This window comes from Parabacteroides gordonii MS-1 = DSM 23371, assembly GCF_000969825.1.
Lineage (GTDB): Bacteria > Bacteroidota > Bacteroidia > Bacteroidales > Tannerellaceae > Parabacteroides > Parabacteroides gordonii.
The window spans coordinates 1-19,174 of sequence record NZ_KQ033919.1 but is presented as its reverse complement, the minus strand read 5'-3'; the positions used below and the strand labels follow the sequence as shown (position 1 = coordinate 19,174).

General features: G+C 47.0%; 12 protein-coding genes and 1 rRNA gene. 7 read left to right on the top strand and 6 right to left on the bottom strand.

The genetic code is table 11. From position 1 onward, the window contains the following. Positions 1-11 precede the first annotated feature (11 nt). Genes HMPREF1536_RS00065 through metA form a run of 3 tightly spaced genes read right to left on the bottom strand, consistent with a single transcriptional unit; the run spans position 12 to position 4,601 of the window. A complete protein-coding gene (locus HMPREF1536_RS00065; RefSeq protein ID WP_028728836.1) occupies positions 12-1,841 on the bottom strand; it encodes a peptidase U32 family protein in 1,830 nt (609 codons plus the stop codon). A gap of 33 nt (positions 1,842-1,874) precedes the next feature. After that, positions 1,875-3,620, bottom strand: coding sequence for an ATP-binding protein (locus HMPREF1536_RS00060; RefSeq protein ID WP_028728835.1), 1,746 nt, complete (start codon positions 3,618-3,620; stop codon positions 1,875-1,877). 48 nt (positions 3,621-3,668) lie between these two features. Then, on the bottom strand, positions 3,669-4,601 hold the full coding sequence (gene metA, locus HMPREF1536_RS00055) for a homoserine O-acetyltransferase MetA (protein WP_028728834.1): 933 nt from the start codon (positions 4,599-4,601) through the stop codon (positions 3,669-3,671). A gap of 376 nt (positions 4,602-4,977) precedes the next feature. On the opposite strand from metA, the gene HMPREF1536_RS00050 reads away from it, so the two are divergent. The 7 genes from HMPREF1536_RS00050 to HMPREF1536_RS00020 all read left to right on the top strand — a co-directional run bounded on the left by HMPREF1536_RS00050 (position 4,978) and on the right by HMPREF1536_RS00020 (position 12,819). Further along, positions 4,978-5,763: a DUF4469 domain-containing protein gene (locus HMPREF1536_RS00050; protein WP_028728833.1), complete on the top strand. Its 786-nt coding sequence runs from the start codon at positions 4,978-4,980 to the stop codon at positions 5,761-5,763. 147 nt (positions 5,764-5,910) lie between these two features. Continuing rightward, entirely contained in the window at positions 5,911-6,756 is an 846-nt protein-coding gene (locus HMPREF1536_RS00045) for a hypothetical protein (RefSeq protein WP_052349873.1), read from the top strand. A gap of 13 nt (positions 6,757-6,769) precedes the next feature. Then, complete coding sequence (locus HMPREF1536_RS00040) at positions 6,770-7,585, top strand: hypothetical protein (protein WP_028728832.1); 816 nt, start codon at positions 6,770-6,772, stop codon at positions 7,583-7,585. Positions 7,586-7,611: 26 nt separating this feature from the next. Beyond that, positions 7,612-9,462 (top strand): hypothetical protein, encoded by a 1,851-nt coding sequence (locus tag HMPREF1536_RS00035; RefSeq protein ID WP_044192873.1) that lies wholly within the window; start codon positions 7,612-7,614, stop codon positions 9,460-9,462. 124 nt (positions 9,463-9,586) lie between these two features. Then, a complete protein-coding gene (locus HMPREF1536_RS27790; protein WP_028728831.1) occupies positions 9,587-10,792 on the top strand; it encodes a fimbrillin family protein in 1,206 nt (401 codons plus the stop codon). 57 nt (positions 10,793-10,849) lie between these two features. After that, on the top strand, positions 10,850-11,836 hold the full coding sequence (locus HMPREF1536_RS00025; RefSeq protein ID WP_028728830.1) for a fimbrillin family protein: 987 nt from the start codon (positions 10,850-10,852) through the stop codon (positions 11,834-11,836). 56 nt (positions 11,837-11,892) lie between these two features. Further along, a complete protein-coding gene (locus HMPREF1536_RS00020; RefSeq protein ID WP_044192871.1) occupies positions 11,893-12,819 on the top strand; it encodes a fimbrillin family protein in 927 nt (308 codons plus the stop codon). A gap of 107 nt (positions 12,820-12,926) precedes the next feature. On the opposite strand, the gene HMPREF1536_RS00015 is transcribed toward HMPREF1536_RS00020, so the two are convergent. From HMPREF1536_RS00015 to rrf, 3 genes are all read right to left on the bottom strand, one after another. After that, positions 12,927-17,444 carry a multidrug efflux RND transporter permease subunit gene (locus tag HMPREF1536_RS00015; RefSeq protein ID WP_081693372.1) on the bottom strand — a complete coding sequence of 1,506 codons (4,518 nt, stop codon included), beginning with the start codon at positions 17,442-17,444 and terminating at the stop codon, positions 12,927-12,929. After that, complete coding sequence (locus tag HMPREF1536_RS00010; RefSeq protein ID WP_028728829.1) at positions 17,441-18,607, bottom strand: efflux RND transporter periplasmic adaptor subunit; 1,167 nt, start codon at positions 18,605-18,607, stop codon at positions 17,441-17,443. The genes HMPREF1536_RS00015 and HMPREF1536_RS00010 overlap by 4 nt, the downstream gene beginning before the upstream one ends. Positions 18,608-18,928: 321 nt before the next feature. Beyond that, positions 18,929-19,039, bottom strand: a 5S ribosomal RNA gene (gene rrf / locus HMPREF1536_RS00005). Positions 19,040-19,174 lie beyond the last annotated feature (135 nt).

Sequence of the window (19,174 nt, the reverse complement as noted above, 5' to 3'; positions counted from 1 at the left end):
CCATCCCATTATCACTCATTATACACCAACATCTGGCACCGCTTGCAATCAAACTGCAGGCGGAGCCGAGTGTCTTTATATAAAAGGTAATAGGGTTCCTTATAAGGGGACTTTTGCTTCTGATAAGTCGGACACCATCCCATGCTATACCGCAAACAATGCTTCGTAAACATCAACGGTACATCTTTCTCCGGCTTTAACTCGAAAGCTTCGGCAACCGTCTCTACCCCATGCGTTTTATAAAAAGCCTCTGCCCGGCTGTTCGATACATTCCCCAGATAGGTCAACTGGCGTTCCGGGAATGGAATCTCTTTTGCAGGTTCAACCTTACGCGACAGTTCACGCTGATAGCGGATCATACGGTCTGACTGTAACTTCTCTACGGCCTTGCGACGCATATCTGCCAGAAGGGACGACGGGACGAACCAGTTTTCACTCAGCTCTATATGTACTTCCGATGCTTCAAACGGCGTGTTTCCCAGCTTTGAAAGCTGTGTACAGATATTGTCCTGCTGGTCACGGCGGGCAAGCTCTTTATTGAAAGGCTCGGTCAGCATGACACGTGCACCGGTTTCATCCTCCATAACCAACGTAAAGCCGAAAGGATTGTCGAGAAATTCTATCTTTACAGCCAGCTTACGCTCGGCAGAAGGTTTCGCCAATTGCTTTTCAAAAACCTGGTCGAAGTTACGATACAAAGGTGTCTTGGGTTTTATATCCGGCATATCCAACGGAAAGACACGGTTCGCCTCTACCCTGTTGACACGAAACCCTTCCAACTCACCCCGACTATTGAAGAAAACCAGGCCATCTCCGTTGTTGAGTTGCTTCAGTCCGGCAATGGTAAAGGAGTTTCCTTTCAGTTCCTTAACTGTTCCTACGGGTTCACCTAACGATTTCGGGGTATTGAAAGCTGTTATATCTTTTGTACGTTCATGCAGGAAGAAAGGAGTAAATCCCCGGTTGAAACTTTTCTCGGCTACCGGCTCAAACTCATAGCTGCTTTTACCTGCCGAAGCACGGACATACTCGGGTCGACGCGACAAGATAGCGTCGAGTTTCTTCCGGTAATAAGCCGTTATATTCTTTACATAAGTGACATCTTTCAGGCGCCCCTCTATTTTAAAAGAAGAAGCACCCGCATCCAACAGGGCTTCCAGTTGGTCGGAACGGTTCATATCCTTAAGAGACAACAGATGTTTATCATGCACGATCTCGGTGCCGTAGGCATCCACCATCGAATAAGGTAGGCGGCAATACTGCGCACACTCCCCCCGGTTGGCACTGCGTCCGCTAAGCGCGGCACTCAAATAGCACTGCCCGCTATAACTCACACACAATGCCCCATGTACAAAAACTTCCAGCGGCACAGATACCTGCTCCGAGATACTACGGATCTCATTCAGCGATAATTCGCGCGCCAGGACGACCTGGGTAAAACCGGCTGCTTCCAGAAACCTGACCTTTTCGGGCGTACGGTTATCCGTCTGGGTACTGGCATGCAAAGGGATCGGCGGCAGGTTCAGACGGGTAATCCCCATATCCTGCACAATCAGGGCGTCGGCACCGGCCTGATAAAGATCCCATATCAGTTTTTCCGCTTCCGGCAATTCCTCTTCGCGAAGGATCGTATTCAGAGCGACATAGATACGGGCATTATATAAATGAGCATGCTCGCAAAGGGCACGGATATCATCCAGTGAATTACCGGCTGCGGCACGGGCTCCGAACTTCGGGGCACCGATATACACGGCATCGGCACCATGATTAATGGCTTCGATACCACAGTTCAGATCTTTAGCCGGCGATAGTAATTCTATGCGGCGGGGTTTTATTGGCATATTGTTGTTTCAGATTTATCAAAAAAGTACAACTCACAAAACAAATTCGCGCATCACCTCCGGTTGCCAGCCACGGTAAACAGCGGCTAGCAGGCGTAAACGGGTGTTACCGGTGCTGCTGAGTATCTTTTCGTCTGCGGCGTAACGGTGCAATTGTTTTTCGGCTTCCTGCAATAAGGCTTCCACATCGGTTGTCGTATCATCCCGTTTCAGGTATTTCAACTCTACCAGATAGGAATATTGCATATCCGGATAGTTTGCCAGATTGGGCATCAGGTAAAGATCGGAGAAACCACGGCCTGCCTCAAACTCAGGCCAGATAATAAAGTAATCCGTCAACCCCATATAAGCAACCATCAGTGTTTTAATGGTCGACTCCTGATAGATCGCATCACGAAGAACCGCTTTCTTATCAACCTGACGGGCAAAAAAGTCCAAAGCAGCTTCCCATTCCCCGAAATAAGCCATACGCCGCATCCGGTCGGACAGGTCCATAAAAGGAAAAACAACCGACTCGCGTTCTTTCATCGCTTCCACCAGATAACTGTAAATCTGTTCGCGGACGGCCAGGTTAGGTACTTTCATGATCGTTTCGCCATATTCCATCCGGTCGTAAGTCAGCAAGCCGAAATAGTAAAGCAGCGAGGTAAAGTTACCCGGATCAGCCAGGTTCTCTGCAGGAAAACTGTCTTTTATCACGTTTCCGTTCACTTCGCCGGTATCGATCAACTTTGTAATGACCGAACAACCTTCTTCCTGCATCCTGTCGATACGGATAAAGTGGCGCAATTTGCTGTAATCCGTCCGGATATTACGGTCGACCATTTCGGAAGGCGGACGTTTCCTCTGCAAATAATTATTCAGGAAATAGAGCACCATATCCGAATTATACATCGTCTGCCCGATACATTCTTTGGCAAAACAGTAATTATCGTACCAGGGTTTCATCATCCGGACAATATCATCGATAGAATCGGCCAGCATACCTTCCGATTGGTAATAAGATAACATCTCATGCAGTTCCGATTCGCTGAAACCGACCATCGAATTAAACTGTTCATTGGTCGTTATATTCGTCCCGATATTGAAACCACTCGTCACATCATCCAGCGTAACGGGCGACACACCGGTAATGAACATTCGTTTCACTGGGGCTTCCGCTCCGGTGGTAACACCTTTTACCACATTAAAGAATGAGCGATAGAAACCTGAATCGTGCGTCAAAGAATGATACACATCATTTCCTTTAGAGGATAATATCGTATTGGTAAAATTATCGTATTCGTCGATCAGCAAGTAGATAGACAGTCCTTGTTCTTTGGCACACAAGCAAATATATTCCAGACGTCCGGCAGCCTCCGGAATCAATTTTAGCTGTTCCTGGAAATCAGGTTTAAAATAAGAAGCATATACACTGGCAAAATACGCTGTTTCCAAACTGATATGCCGGTTGAAGGCAGCTTCCAGTTTATCGTCCGTAGCCCTTACCATGCTGAAATTAAAACGTAAAACCAGGTATTTACCCTGTTCAGCAGTCGGATGCTTGCCGATGTATTGATTGCCGAACAGTTCCTCAAAACGGTCGGCATATTTCACATCGTAATAGCAGTTAAGCATATTCAGGAACAACGACTTCCCGAAACGGCGCGGACGGATCAGAAACAGGAAACGTCCGGTCTGCTCCAACAGATCAATATACTGCGTTTTATCTACATAGTAATAATTATCAGTCATTACTAATACATAATCCGTCAATCCGTAAGGTATTTTCTTTGCCATATATACTCTTTATTTAATAGTTTCGTCAGCTCCTTTCGGTAGCGATATTTACAGACTACCCAGATTCTTTATATCCTCGATATTGAATGGTGTTTCCTGGTAAACGTAATAGTTCAGCCAGTTCGTAAACAGGAGGTTCGCATGGCCGCGCCAACGAACTACCGGGCCTTGTGCCGGGTCATTGTTACGATAATAGTTATGAGGGACAGAAATAGGAAGCCCTTTATTTATATCGCGGATATATTCATCGCTCAATGTATAAGGCGAATACTCCGAATGCCCTGTGATATAGAACTCACGCCCACCACGCGACATCGCCATATAAACGCCCGACTCCTCACTTTCAGAAAGCAGCGTCAGCTCGGGCACCTTGCGAATATCTTCGCGGCGGATTTCCGTATGACGGCTGTGCGGCACATAAAACTCATCATCGAACCCGCGGAATATCGGCAGGTAAGGCTCGCGCAACGTATGACGGAACACGCCGAACATCTTCGCAGGCAAATCATACTTAGGCACGCCATAGAAATGATACAGGCCGGCCTGAGCCGCCCAACATATATATAATGTAGAGGTTACATGCGTACGGGCCCAGTTAAAGATAGTCGTCACTTCATCCCAGTAGCTGACCTCTTCGAAAGGCATCTGCTCCACCGGGGCACCGGTGATGATCATACCGTCATAATAATCCTTTTCTATATCATCGAAGTCCTTATAAAACTCCTGCATATGTTCGATCGGGGTATTCTTCGGGGTATGTCCCTTTATCTTCATAAAGTCGAGCTCTACCTGCAAAGGGGTATTACTCAGCAGACGGATCAGGTCTGTCTCTGTTGTGATCTTCAGCGGCATCAGGTTCAACACCACCACGCGCAACGGGCGGATATCCTGTTCCGAAGCCCGCAACGAGTCCATCACGAAGATGTGTTCCTTCTTAAGAAGTTCAATAGCGGGTAAATTCTTTTGTAAATTTAATGGCATTGTGATTCCTCTCTATTTATTTTTCAGAAGTACAAACTTAAGCAAAATATACGATTTAAAAACGTTTACCCGACAAGAAAATAATAGTATAACGCAACATTCAATTGAAAAGATTCCGCAACAAGATGATCCCATTGAGAAAAAGAGATACACTATTTAGATAATAGTTCTTAATGGACTATGCATTTATTAACAGCCGCAAATATAGGAATAATAATTGATAAACAAAGCCTTATCTCTCTTTTCTTATTTTAGCTCCTCTCAAAAACAGCAGATATATTTAACTACATTACACATATAATATACTAATACATAGTCATTTATAAGATTAACAATCACCATAGTCCATTAAGAACTATGGTAAAATCAATTCAATATGGCAATAGAAGAACCTAAAAAACACAGCATTACCGGTAACCTGGTAGCCAACATGCTAACAGAACGTGAAGATGATTACACCTTCAATGTTACTTACACAGCCAACCGTACCATCAAAGATCTTTGCCGATTAGCCGCCAACAGCAGTAAATTCACGGCATCCGAGCTTGAGAGTGCCTACAAAGACCTGGAAGAAGTAGCCAAAGCAGAAGTATTTAACGCTGCAACGGTAGAATTTGGTTTCACCAACAACTCGCTGGGCGTAGACGGCCCCTTTATCGGGCCGGCTCCACTCTATAACCCTCTCGTCAACAGCGTTACCTTACGCTGCATTCCGCGATCCGTATTCAAAAAAGAACTGGCTGATATGGACGTGATTGTCGGACAGGTAGCCGAAGGCCTGCCTACCATCAGCACCGTAACCGATGTAGTGACAGGCGAAGTGAATGCCCACATCACGCCGGGCGGTAGCCTTAACGGCAAAGGCAAGCGCCTGCGCATCATCGGCGAAGAGGGCAAAACTGTCGGTTATTCCTTTATTAATACAACCGACAATACCGAAACTGTCGTTCCCATGACGGCCCTTTCACGCAATGAACCGTCTAATTTCTCTTTCATCATTCCGCAATTGGCCGATGGCTCCTACTATCTGGAAATAGCCACCCAGGCAGGAACCAACAGCAAGACATTGGTAAAAGAGGTGCGCCGCAACCGTTTCCCCTACGTATTGACCGTTGGAAACGGAGGCGGAAGCGGAGAAGACGACCGCCCGGTAATCGAATAAAACGCACTGCTCCCTTTGACGGAGGTCGTCAACCCAGATTGACGGCTCCCGTCAATGAGCGTTGACGACCTCCGTCACCTCTCGTTGACGATCGTCGTCAAAAAAAAGTTTCCAAACAAAAAAGCTAAAGAGGTAAAATCAATTCACATGATGAAGATAAATAAGCATCATACATACAATCGGGCAGCCTGCATTTGCATCGCTGCCTGTCTGCTATTCCTGTCGGCGCTGACGGCATGCAGCAGCGAGGCGGAACCGGAAGTCATGAACGAGGAATGGATACCCCTGGAAATCAACATCGGCAGCATTGAAAAGCTAGAAGTAAGCCCTATGAGCAAAGCCGAAACGACAGAACTTCCGGATATCGTCAGAACGAAATTCAGAGTGGGGGATGAATTAACGCTGTACGTTTCCGGTGAGCGTCCGTCTCTCGTTATCCTGCAAGCCGACGGCTCCTGGAAAAAGGAGGACGGCACATCACTAATGCTCCGTCCCAACACCGATTATACCATTTCTGCAGAATATGGAACCGAATTGGAATACGAGAGTTTCGGCAATACCGACTACTTGCGGGCAGAAGATGCTATTCCTGTCTATAACGAATCAACCAAAACATATACTTGCAGTTTCAACTTCAAGCGTCTTGATTTATATTCTTGCTTAAAGATAGAATTTGATATAATTGATCCCGGTGATCCGATATGGGAGGATGCCAATGGACCTGTATATGTAACCTTTACAAATGCAACGCTTATTACAACTTGGACCAGAGATCCTGCTCCATTTCCTATTATCAACAACTGTCTCGAAACTTTTTATAGGGGGGAGGATTTGATAGTACATGGTGTAGCATTGGAGCGTTCACATGATCAAGGAGAGGTACGTCTCGAATATTTCGACTCCGAGAATTCCAGCTATAGTTTCACTCTGACTCCCGACCATATTACAAACGTACGCCTGATATACCCATACCCCGTATGGGAAATACCTTAAACAAAGATACTTCATGAAACTATTCTATTTACCGGCCATTATTCTGCTAGCAGTAAGTTGCACAAACGAAATAGCGGAAAATACCGATACCGGAGAAAACATTCTCCGTATCGGAGAGATCGACACGCGTTCCGGCGAAACAAGCGAATGGGTATGGAAAACAGGCGACGAACTGACCGTAACGGTAAACAGTCAGACCGCCGTTTATACACGTACCGCCGACGGGAAATGGACTTGCGGGAATGCATCTTTCACCAAAGAAAAACTTGGAATGGTGGCGGCTAACGGCGTTTCATTTACTTTTGGCCAGTACGAAATTACCGAGGATCAAACGACAGAAAGTAAATACCGCGAAGCCGACTATATGACCGGCACCGGATCGCTCGACGTTGTCACGATTATCGGCAGCCTGGCCCATCAGCATGCCGATATGGTAATCAATATTACAGAGGGCAAGGGATGGAACGGTATGTTCCAAACTGCAATGGCCGATGCTGCTATCGGGTTCGATATAGCAGCAGGTGGAAGCCATACCGTCAAGACATACCATAAGGGAGCCACTTTCCGGGCAATTCTCCCGCCGAACTCGGTACCCACAGGCAAGGACATTACTCTGGGAACCCTGACATTAGGAAATGGCAACGGTACCCCACAGGCACTAAGAGGGAAAACAGCGACCATTATCTACACCAACGATAATGGTTTAACGGCAATCGGTAAGCGGCTCACGCTCTCCGTTAAGCTGGACGCATCGCTTAACCTTACGATAACCGGCATAACGGTCAAAGATTTTATCGGTAAAGACGTTTCCGACGAACTCAAACCATAATCACAAGTCAACAAAATACATCTCAAATGAAAATAGATCGTTTATTCAACAAAGGCATCACCGGTATGCTGGCACTGGCCGGCATCTTGTGTGGCTGCGCGGAAGAAGAGCACGAAACTTCGCAAACAGTGCCCCTCAGTATCTCGGCAACCTGTCCGGTTCTAGCCGGAGACGTTACTACCCGCGCCACAAATACAGAAGTGAAAATAGCTTTGAACGCTACGGTGGGAGAGTATGCGACAACCGCCAAGACATACCGGGTGACAACGTCGCCCTCTATCACATTCGCCCCCCAAGACGCAGATAACACCTGGGAGGTTACAGGCGATCTCACCTCGACACCGCTAACCATATACGGTTGGCTCGACGAAAATACACCGGTAGCCTATAGCAAAAATAGCATAGCAGTCGACAACGGCAATATATCGAATGTCGCTCTTTCTCCGCTCTATGCCTGCATCGGCGTACGCGTAGTGCTCGGTAAAGATACGGAAAGGGCGGGTACCTACAAGATTAGCAGCAAGCTGAATGGCATCGGTACCGCATCAGCTAACAATGGCTGGGATACGTCAGGGGTTATGCCGGTTCTCAAGGCCGGCAGTTCATCGCCGGCAGCGATAAAAAATACCGATAAAAAGACAGTCGTAGGAATCAAAGCCAACGATCTCACAACCGACTACTTTATGCGGGTTGCCCCCACTACAATTCAGCCGTCGACCGCCAGCCTCTTTACGATTACCTTACCGAACAATAAGCAATTGTCAATCGCTTCCGGCGCAAAGGCAATAACGATTGAAAACGGAAACTGCTACCTCTTCACCGTCAACATCGGTAGCGAAACTTCTTTGACGATCAGCAGCATCGACCAAATGACGATGGATGCCAAGACAACCATAGTACTCCACCCTGACAATGTCCCCCGAAAGCCGGGTATTTTTTCCAGAGATAATTGGGATCAGTTTGTGGAGGACTACATAAACAATCAAGATATAACGAAATGGCTGGATTCGGACCGTGTCCTTAATTTATATACAGACATCGACTTGAATAATGAAGAATGGATACCGTTCATCGGTAACGGTGATAAGGGATTTGGTTTTAATGGAAACGGCCATACAATTTATAATCTGAGAACTATTTCTGTAAATAAAAAAGGAGGATTTTACGCAGAACTACACGATCCATACAGCATAAAAGGATTGACTATAGATGGGGTTATATCCGATGGTCATGACAATATGCAGAATAGCGGAGCTTTTGTAGGTACTTTGTATGGAGGGTCTGTTATTGATTGCCACGTTAAAGGGAAGGTCGAGATTAGTACGTATGAGTCTGCTGGTGGCATAGTTGGAGCCAGTAATGGTCAGGGAAATATTTATGCATGCACATTTGCACCTGATGAGACGCCTATCCTAACCGCACCATACGCTGTAGGAGGTATAGTTGGTCTTCTGTTAGAGAACGACCGTGTAATGGGCTGTATAGTCCATGATTTTACTTTTACAGACAAAGAAGCAGAGTTCTTGGGCGGTATCTCTGGGATGGCACGTGGTGATGATATCTGTCAGGGTTGTGTAGTTTATAATATAAAAGCCAATAGGAGTGGGACTTTGGGGTGCATAAGCCCTATAGGTCTTTATCGGTATTGCTATTACTATGATGTATTCGATCGTTCTTCTTCAGAAAGTGAGGGGGCGAATAGTGTAGCTATAAACAAATTGGAAGATCTTAGTAACAAAACAGTTATAACCGAACTTAATGTTCCTTTATACTATTCACTTATTGAACCCAAATTCCATTTTGAAGCATCCCCCACTCCTACAATAACAGGCCCGACAATAAAACCGGGGAAACCGGAGGAACCAATACTAAACTAGCCTCCCTCCGCTCTTTGACATATTGGAAACGAAAACAACCTGATTCAAACAACATTTCCAATATCTCAAAGAACGAATAGGGTATATTAAAATTGATTCGTAAACGATTTAATATAACACATACATGTTGAAAGTAAACATACCGATATTGAAACATCACCTATTCTCAGCTTTCAGGGCATTACCGTCAGCCGCCATCGTTGCACTGCTGTCGTTGGCGCTTGCGGCATGCAGTAAAGACGATCCCGAACCGGAGCCGCCCCTCCCGCCGAACCCGCCGACACCGGTTGAGCCCGGCGCTGCGCAAAGGGTGGTCCTGCGCCTTCAGGCACGTCCTGCCGGCGACAATCCCGAACCCTGGTCGCCTACCGACACCCTGCACCTGGTACTGGCTGAACCCGCTGCCCGCACAGCCTTGGGCGATACCGCCCTGTTCCGCTACGTCTTCCCCGAAAAGGCGGATGCAATGGATAAGGCAACCTGCTTCATCCCTGTTTCGGCAGCCGACAGCGCTTTTCTCCCGTCCGACAGCAGCCTGGTAGACCTGATGGTTTACCGCCCGGCATCACCTGCTTTCCAACTCGACCGCTTACTTCTATCCGTCGACACCCGCGAGCAGACAGCCACCGGACGCCCCCTGATGACGGCCGAGCGCACCGTCGGACTTCATGCCGGACAGCCCGAAGCCAACATCGTCCTGTCGCATCGCTTGACAAGGCTATACGTCAATATGAACATGATAGACAGTACCGGCACTGCCACCGCTACCGGAACAAAAGCAAAAGCAGTCGCCCCCTCTATCACCTTACACGGTAACCCGGCGCAAGCCGTATGGAGCCTGCCCGACGAGAGATTCATCGAGTATGGCGACACGCTGCCGCAACCTTTTGCCATGCAGAACGACGGGCTGGGCGGTTACCTCTATACCCTACCCGGTATCGAAGGAAATACGCCTTCCCTGACACTAACGATAGAGATTCCCGACCGCGCCCCGTTAAATATCTCCTTGAACGAATACCTGCCGGAAGGCTTACTGCAAACGGGGGTCTCCATCGAAATACAGATAGATGTGCCGAAGAACCCCGATCCCGGTATAGACCCGGAACCCGATCCAACCCCTGACCCCGACCCGAGCCCAGATCCCGATCCTTCACCGAATCCCGATCCGAGTCCCGACCCAAATCCGAACCCGAGTCCCGACCCGGACCCCAGCCCAGGCCCCGATCCGACTCCGCCCGATCCGAATATTCTTCGCATACAGGTAACGCAAAGCGACTGGGAAGATATCATCTACGATATTACCCTCGAACCTGACGGGAAAGGCTGGTAAGCGGTTATTCACAAACAAATAAGCAAATAGAATACAAACAATTAAAACAATATCCTCATGAAAACAAAACAACTCACAAACGTAGCCCTGTCTCTTAGCTGCTGCTTGGCAGCACTGACAGCCTGTGTAGGGGGTGAAACCGACGTTTTCCCCCCGGAAAAGCAACCGGTAGGTATCTCCGCCACGATCACCGGAGAGGTGACGACCAAAGCGGATCTGGATTACAAGCCGGCATCAGATACGAAGATTTACATGTATTACAAAAACGGTGGCAATACCACTACCGGCGAAAAAGGAATTTACACGTATAATGGTGGTAAGTGGAATGCTGCCAACGAGCTTTTAAATGCCGGGGATCGTATCTTCTGGGACGATCTCGTAGCAGTATCCGGCAAATATCCGTTCTTCGCCGTCTCTCCTAAAGACGTGTCTACTTTAACAGGAGTCGCAGTAGATCAGAGTAACGATACTAACTTCGCCAATGCCGACCTGTTGATGGCTTACAGCGAGGTGGACACCAGGCAGGCAAAAGTGCCCCTTATATTCAAGCATATGCTTGCCAAATTGACGGTAAAGGTGAATACGGGAGCAGTTTCTACCACTATTTCCAAAACGAGCGTTTCTATGGAGAACGCCATAAAGGATTATACGGTAACTTACACAGGAACAGGAACACTGTCCGGAGATTCACCGGCAAAGATAACAACCGGCTCAACGAGAAATGCAACCTTTACCCCACACACTGAAAGTACAGAAAGCAACGGAAAGGTCTATGTTTATTCCGTGATCCTTCCGGCACAGGATATCAGTAGCGCAGCGGCAAAGGTAAAAACAACGATCACGATTGGTAGTCCGGGTAGCACGGAAGACCTTGTATATACGTATGCCCCGGACCCGGACCCGCTCACTGTAACTAAACTTGCCAACGGCAAAAACACCATCCTGACACTTACCGTTAACGGGACAGTGCTCGAACTCGGGGATGTGAAAGTGACAAATTGGAATGAAGTTTCGGCAGACGGTAATATATCTCTCGACAAATAACTCTGGCCATAGATATACAAAACAAATTATTCACTAGTACAATAATATTAAACAGTATGAAAACAAGAAGTTTAGTAAGCGGCACAGCCGCATTGGCGTTAAGCGCCCTCTTATTCACCTCATGCAGTAACGAAGACGATCCGGTGCCTGCAATCAGTAGCCAGTATGTAACCATTGCCCCCAGCGTAAGCGGCGAAGTAATCACCAGAGCCGGCAGTGCCTACGGGGAAGACGGCGACAAATTGTATCTGTATTACAACACGGCCGGAAATAATACCGACAACCAATCTGCCGATTTCCACTACGATGGTACGATCTGGGATTTGGGGACAACTAAAATGAAGTGGAGTGATTTACATTCCGCAGCCTCAGGTAATCTCCCGTTCTACGCAACCGCTCCCGTTATAGCTCCGACAACTGCCACAAAAGTGGAAACCGATCAAAGCTCAACTGCCGGTTATAAAAAATCCGACTTGCTGGTTGCCTATAAAGAGATAGCAAAAGCCGGCGATGCGACAAAATATACCGCTCTTGACATCGACATGAAGCACGTACTGGCTAAGCTGACTATCGAGGTCAACGCCAAAGCGATAGAACAAGCCACTATCAACTCGGTTACGATCAGAGGTGCTGTACCTGATTATACGGTAACTTACTCCAAATCCGAAGATATCCCGGCAACAACAAAAGCTGTAGATGGTAATATTACAGATATTAAGCCACAGGTGAACGGAACTATTTATAGCGTAGTTTTACCGGAACAGGCAATTCAGAAAACAGACGGTATTACTATCGTTATCTCTGTTAAGGATAAAACCTTTACTTATCAGCCAACAGATGCCATAAACCTGCAGCAAGGTAAGAACACCACGCTGAAGCTCCGTCTGTCCGGTGAAGGTGTAGCCCTGGGTGATGTTACCGTTTCCGATTGGGGAAAAGGTGATACGACACAGGGTAATATCGAGGAAGATCCCCAACCCTGATACGGGATCATAAAGATACAGGCCGTATCCTATATTTTACTATAAGATACGGCCTGCTTTTTTTGCGGCTCCCTGTCGAGCACGGGGATAAGGTACATAAGGACTAATCAATTACTTTCATATCCTCCTCCCAGAGCTTTATACAGATAAACAACCGCCAGTAATTCATTTAGTACAGCATTGTTCAAGCTGATCTGGGCATCCAGATATCCACGCTGGGCATCCAATACATCGATATAATTAGTTACTCCGTTGATGTATTGCAGTTCCGCCAGTTTCAGATACTTGCCGGAAGCGGCTTCCAGCCTTTCCTGTGCAAAACGGATCTCTTTCGCTTTGCGGATAGTTATGATCGCATCATTCACCTCTTTAAAGGCACCGATCACACTTTTCTGGTAGCTGTACACTTCCTGTTCGTAACGGGCTTTGGACGCTTTCAGCTTCGCCTTATTCTTACCCATAGCAAAAAGCGGTTGAAGCAGGTCGCCTGCCAGGAACCACGCCGGGCTTTTCAGCAGGTCGCCCAGTTCTTCACTTTCCAGCCCGAAGTTGCCGGTCAGACTGATCTTCGGGAACAGGTCAGTATAGGCTACTCCCACCTTGGCATTAGCTTCACGCAACTTCAATTCGGCCTGCCGCATATCGGGACGGCGTTCCAGCAAAGCGGACGGCAACCCTACCGGTAAGGCATCGGGCAAGCGCTGTTGTCCAAGAGATAATCCACGGGGAATATAGCCAGGATATTCGCCCAACAAGAGGGATATATCATTTTCTTTTATCCTGACCTGACGTTCCAATGACGGGACAAGTGTTTCCGTACGGGCCAATTCCACTAATGCCTGGTTGTAAGAAGTCTCGGAAGTCAACCCGCCTTCAAAGCGAAGTTTAGCCAGACGAACACCTTCACGACGGGCCTCCAACGTCTGACGGACGATATTCAACTGCCGGTCGAGGGCACATAATTCATAATAAGCAGCAGCTACTTCAGCGACTAAAGTCAGTTGAAGGCCACGCTGGGCCTCTACCGATTGCAGGTAAGCTGCGATCCCGGCTTCATTTGCCCAACGCAGGTTTCCCCATAGGTCGAGTTCCCACGAGAGAGTCAGCTTTGCTCCATATTCAGGATCGGGCTTCGGATTATCACCGCCATAATTCAAACGCTCCTTCTGTCCGTATATACGTGCTCCGATTTCGGGGAACTGTTCGGCAAAAGTGATACGTTTGGCGGCTATCATCTCTTTGATCTTGGCAGCTGCGATCTTCATATCTTTATTATTTTCCAGAGCCGTTGTTATCAGCCGTTGCAAAGTGGTATCGGCATACAAACTTTCCCAGGGAATGTTCTCCACGGAAAGCGTATCCGATTCTCCCTCAAACTGAGCCGGAAGATCCAGTTCCGGACGGGCATACTTCTCTCCCAACTTACAGGAAGAGAGCGATACCAATGCAACCGTCACAACCGCAATAAAAAGGAACAGCTTTCTTTTCCGGAGAATTTTCTCCTTCGGAATGATCCGGCTAACGCGTTCCAGTTTCAATACCTTCTTTACTTTATAGATAAAGACAAAGAAGAACGGTACCAGCACAATCCCCACGGTAATAACCACCAGCATACCAAAGAAGACTCCGGTTCCGAGACTATGACGGGAAGCCGAACCCGGCCCGCTGGCCAACACCATTGGAAGCATACCCAGTACAAAAGCCAGGGAAGTCATCAAAATGGGACGGAAACGCATCTGGGCTGCATGAATGGCCGCTTTTATGACGTCGACACCCGCATCCACCTGCACCTTGGCAAACTCCACGATCAAAATCGCATTCTTTGCCGCCAAGCCTATCAGGGTGACAAGCCCGATCTGGAAATAGATATCGTTATGTAATCCGGTAGCCCAAATCCCCAGATAAGCTCCCAGGGCAGCAACCGGTAACGACAGCAATACGGCAATCGGTACAATCCAGCTTTCATACTGTGCTGCCAGGAATAGGAAGACGAACAGGAAAACAAGTGCAAGCACCATACCGGTCTGCCCTCCGGCTTTCTTTTCCTGATAAGACAATCCGCTCCATTCCACACCGATATTATCCGGCAGATGTTCGCGGGCGATCTGTTGCATAGCAGCCATCGCTTCTCCTGAACTGTATCCGGGAGCAGCCACGGCACTGATCGCAGCCGTAGAGAACATATTGAACTTCTTGATCGTACCGGGCCCGGTTGTATAACTTGTCGTTCCTAATGCGGTCAAGGGAACCATCGAACCATTCTGTGCTCTTACAAAGAATAAGCCCAAGCTTTCAGGAGTGGCACGGTAAGGTGCTTCCGCCTGGATATATACCTTATATATACGGTTGAACATATTGAAGTCGTTCACATAGACGGATCCCAGATAAGCTTTCATCGTCGAAAAGATATCGGTCAGAGGAATCCCCAGGAATTTAGCACGGTCGCGATCCACATCAAAATATAACTGAGGGATCTGCGGTTGCAAGGCAGAAGATACACCGGTCAGTTCCGGTGCTTTCGATGCATACAGCATGAAGGTATCGGTTGCACTTACCAGATTTTCCCAGCTGGCTTCCCCACGGGCTTCCAATTGCATTTCCAAGCCACCGCTTTCTCCCAGACCGGGAATCACAGGCGGACGGTTCAGATAAGCCAGTATCTCAGGATAATACTCAAACTCCTTACGGGCAACTTCCATTACATCTTCAACTCCCATATCGGAAGACTTACGTTCTTCCCAGGGTTTCAGAATAACGGTAAGGGTAGAACGGCTTTGTGATGTTCCTACACGGGTACTGCTACCGGTTACGTTTTGCACATAGGCTACAGCCGGTTGTTTCTCCAAAAACTCGATGGCACGGTCGGTCACCTTACGCGTACGTTCAAGGGTTGCTCCTTCGGGCATTACTAACTCCACGGTAAAAAAGCCCTGGTCTTCTTCAGGGATAAAACTGGTCGGAATAAAACGGTTCAGTACAAAGATGAAAACCAGCACCATACCGAAGCCCGCCAGTATCCGCTTAGGATTTCCAATAGCTCTTGACAACAAATGGATATATTTATTATTTCCCTTATGCAGCCAGATATTGATTTTACGGAACACGAAATTCTTCTTTCCGGTGGTCGGACGCAAGATCAAGGCACACATAGCAGGACTCAAGGTCAAAGCGACTACTGTTGAAAGCAATACGGAAACAACAATCGTTATAGAGAACTGGCGATACAACGCACCGGTAATCCCGCTCAGGAAACTTACTGGAACGAATACGGCAGCCAGTACCATTGATGTTGCGATCAAAGCGCCGGTCAATTCACGCATGGCCTTATGGGTGGCTTCACGGGGTGTCAGCTTTTCTTCATGCATAACACGCTCCACATTTTCAACGACAACAATAGCATCATCCACCACGATACCGATAGCCAGGATCAATCCCAGCAAGGTCAGCATATTCAAGGAGAATCCCATGATCAACATGAATCCGAATGTACCGATCAGAGAAATGGGAACGGCAATAGTCGGGATCAAAGCGGCACGCCAGTTCTGCAATGACAGGAACACTACCAATACTACCAGGAACAAGGCTTCAAACAAAGTCTTATAAACCTCATGGATCGATTGTGAAATATATTCCGTCATATCGAACGGAAACTTATACTCCAATCCTTCCGGGAAGTTCTGGCTGATTTCTTTCATCGCTTCCTTTACATTGGTGGCAACTTCCAGCGCATTAGCTCCCGGCAACATATAAATACCGAGGATCGCAGCGTTCTCTCCGTTTATCCCACTTTCAGTAGAATAGGAAGAAGCCTCCAATGAAATACGGGCCACGTCACGCAAACGGACGATAGAACCGTCCTGGTTAGCACGAACGACAATATCTTCAAACTCTTTCACTGTCGAAAGACGACCACGGGCTGTAATAGGTATGGTGACATCGACATCTATAACCGGTTGTTTTCCCAACTCTCCGGCTGCCGATTCACTATTCTGCTCTTTCAGGGCATTCTGTATATCTTTTACCGTCAGTCCCATATTGGCAAGACGATCGGGATATACCCATATCTGCATACCATAATAACGGCTACCGATGTTCGATACACGTCCTACTCCCGGAATACGACGAAGGACATCGAGCACATTGATCGTAGCAAAGTTACTCAGGTAAATCTCATCAAAGCGCGGATCATCCGAACTCAGACTTAATGTCATCAACTGGCTGGCGGATTGCTTCTCCACCGTAATACCGTTCTGTACGACATCGGACGGAAGACGCGATTCTGCCAGTTTCACACGATTCTGTATTTCTACAGCAGCCAGGTCGGCATCTGCCGACACATCGAAAGTGACCGTAATGGTCAAACCTCCCGAATTACTACTGCTACTCTGCATATAGATCATACCCGGAGTCCCGTTTAATTCCTGCTCGATCGGCGTAGCTACAGCCTGCGATACCGTCAACGCACTGGCACCCGGATAAGAGGCACTGATCTTCACGACCGGCGGCGTGATCTGCGGATACTGATCCACCGGCAACAACATCAATCCAATAATCCCGACGATAACAATTAATAAAGAAAGTACAGTCGAGAATACGGGACGGTCTATAAAGAATCCCGGTTTCATTCGCCTGCCTCCTCTCTATATGCTTCGACTGCTTTATCATCACCAGCCTGAACCGGACGTACCAACATACCGGGAACTAACTTATGATAGCCTTCTACAACGACAGATTCATTTTCACCAAGACCACGCTCGATAACAATGCTGTTTCCTATTTCCGGCCCAGTCTGTACAAAACGTTTCTCCGCTACATTGTCACGACGGATAATATAAATAAAGACACCACCCTGTTCAATGGAGATGGCTTTCCGGGGAACAACGATTGCATGTTCACGCACATCTAATAATAGTTTCACGCGGGTAAACTGTCCGGGAAGTAATTTTTGATTCGGATTAGCTAATTCTGCACGTACACCGAAAGTTCCGGTTTGTGGGTCTACGATCGGATCAGCGAAATCAACAATTCCCTTTACCGGATATTCAGAATTATCGGCAAGGGTTACAGTGACGGTCGGTTGCCAGGAACGGGTTGTATCCTGTTCACCAAATTTGATATTACGACGTTCAGCACGCAGATAATCCAATGCCGTCATTTTAAAGTCTACCAATACCGTATCGCTTTTTACAACAGCAGCCAGTTTTGAATTGACACCGGGCCCCACCAGAGCACCGACATCGACAAAACGTTCACTGATATATCCCGCAATCGGTGAGGTAACTGTCGTATATCCTAATTCCAGTTGAGCCTGATCAAGATCAGCTTTACTCATAGCAATATTAGCTTCCGAATCATCCAGAGATGCTAATGCGTTATCAAGATCCAGCTGACTGGCGGCATGTTGTTCATATAAGGGTTGTAAACGTTCCACATCCCTTTTGGCTTTCGCTGCCTGGGCTTCATTCTTTTTCAGTTGTGCTTTTGCTTTTTCTACACGTGCTTTATAAAGTGCGGAGTTTATTATAAAAAGAGGCTCGTTCTGTTTAACCTCTTTTCCTTCCAAAAAGAGCATTCTTTCCAGATAACCTTCAACACGTGCATGTATCTCTACATAGCTTGCTGCGCGGATTCGACCTACATATTCACCAAAGATCTGCACATCTTCTTTCTTTGGCTTATCTACTATAACAAGAGGGCGCAAGGGTTCTTCTTTCTTCCGACATCCTGTTACCAACATTAAAAGGGCAATTAAGATCAGCCCTCCTTTCATCAATCTTTCTCCTACCATTCTCTAATATCTATAAATGACATTTAAATAACCTATTCTTCTATCTCTATATCTTAAGAATGAAATAACCGTACCATTGTTCAATACAGATTGTTAAAAAACGCTATATAGCTAAATATTAACCAAATAAATAAACAGTTAAATAGAACAGCTTCTTTATCAAAAATGAGTATTGTGGAATTATTCCACAGACAAGTGTTATATAATCCACAAAACAAATATAAACCAAATACAAATAATGTATTTACAAATAGCTATAAATGCAAAAAGGGATCAACCTTACGATTGATCCCTTTTCCTTGTTTTGAGTCTCTGACTCTAAAACGGCGGCTATCTACTCTCCCACTTTTACGCAGTACCATCGACGTGGTTGGGCTTAACTTCTCTGTTCGGAATGGGAAGAGGTGGATCCCCAACGCTATAACCACCTTAATTTCTTTAAGATGTTTGACCTAGGACAACGCTACTTTATCAGTAACCTTCGCTTTATGGCCTGTATTGCTACTTGCCATCTGCTGATATATCAATCCTTCCTACCGGAAATAGAAAGTCTCGGGCTATTAGTAC

Excerpts from the sequence above, each read along its gene's own strand:
- HMPREF1536_RS00065 (WP_028728836.1), bottom strand. The coding sequence starts at position 1,841 with ATGCCAATAAAACCCCGCCGCATAGAATTACTATCGCCGGCTAAAGAT.
- HMPREF1536_RS00060 (WP_028728835.1), bottom strand. The coding sequence starts at position 3,620 with ATGGCAAAGAAAATACCTTACGGATTGACGGATTATGTATTAGTAATG.
- metA (WP_028728834.1), bottom strand. The coding sequence starts at position 4,601 with ATGCCATTAAATTTACAAAAGAATTTACCCGCTATTGAACTTCTTAAG.
- HMPREF1536_RS00050 (WP_028728833.1), top strand. The coding sequence starts at position 4,978 with ATGGCAATAGAAGAACCTAAAAAACACAGCATTACCGGTAACCTGGTA.
- HMPREF1536_RS00045 (WP_052349873.1), top strand. The coding sequence starts at position 5,911 with ATGATGAAGATAAATAAGCATCATACATACAATCGGGCAGCCTGCATT.
- HMPREF1536_RS00040 (WP_028728832.1), top strand. The coding sequence starts at position 6,770 with ATGAAACTATTCTATTTACCGGCCATTATTCTGCTAGCAGTAAGTTGC.
- HMPREF1536_RS00035 (WP_044192873.1), top strand. The coding sequence starts at position 7,612 with ATGAAAATAGATCGTTTATTCAACAAAGGCATCACCGGTATGCTGGCA.
- HMPREF1536_RS27790 (WP_028728831.1), top strand. The coding sequence starts at position 9,587 with ATGTTGAAAGTAAACATACCGATATTGAAACATCACCTATTCTCAGCT.
- HMPREF1536_RS00025 (WP_028728830.1), top strand. The coding sequence starts at position 10,850 with ATGAAAACAAAACAACTCACAAACGTAGCCCTGTCTCTTAGCTGCTGC.
- HMPREF1536_RS00020 (WP_044192871.1), top strand. The coding sequence starts at position 11,893 with ATGAAAACAAGAAGTTTAGTAAGCGGCACAGCCGCATTGGCGTTAAGC.
- HMPREF1536_RS00015 (WP_081693372.1), bottom strand. The coding sequence starts at position 17,444 with ATGAAACCGGGATTCTTTATAGACCGTCCCGTATTCTCGACTGTACTT.
- HMPREF1536_RS00010 (WP_028728829.1), bottom strand. The coding sequence starts at position 18,607 with ATGGTAGGAGAAAGATTGATGAAAGGAGGGCTGATCTTAATTGCCCTT.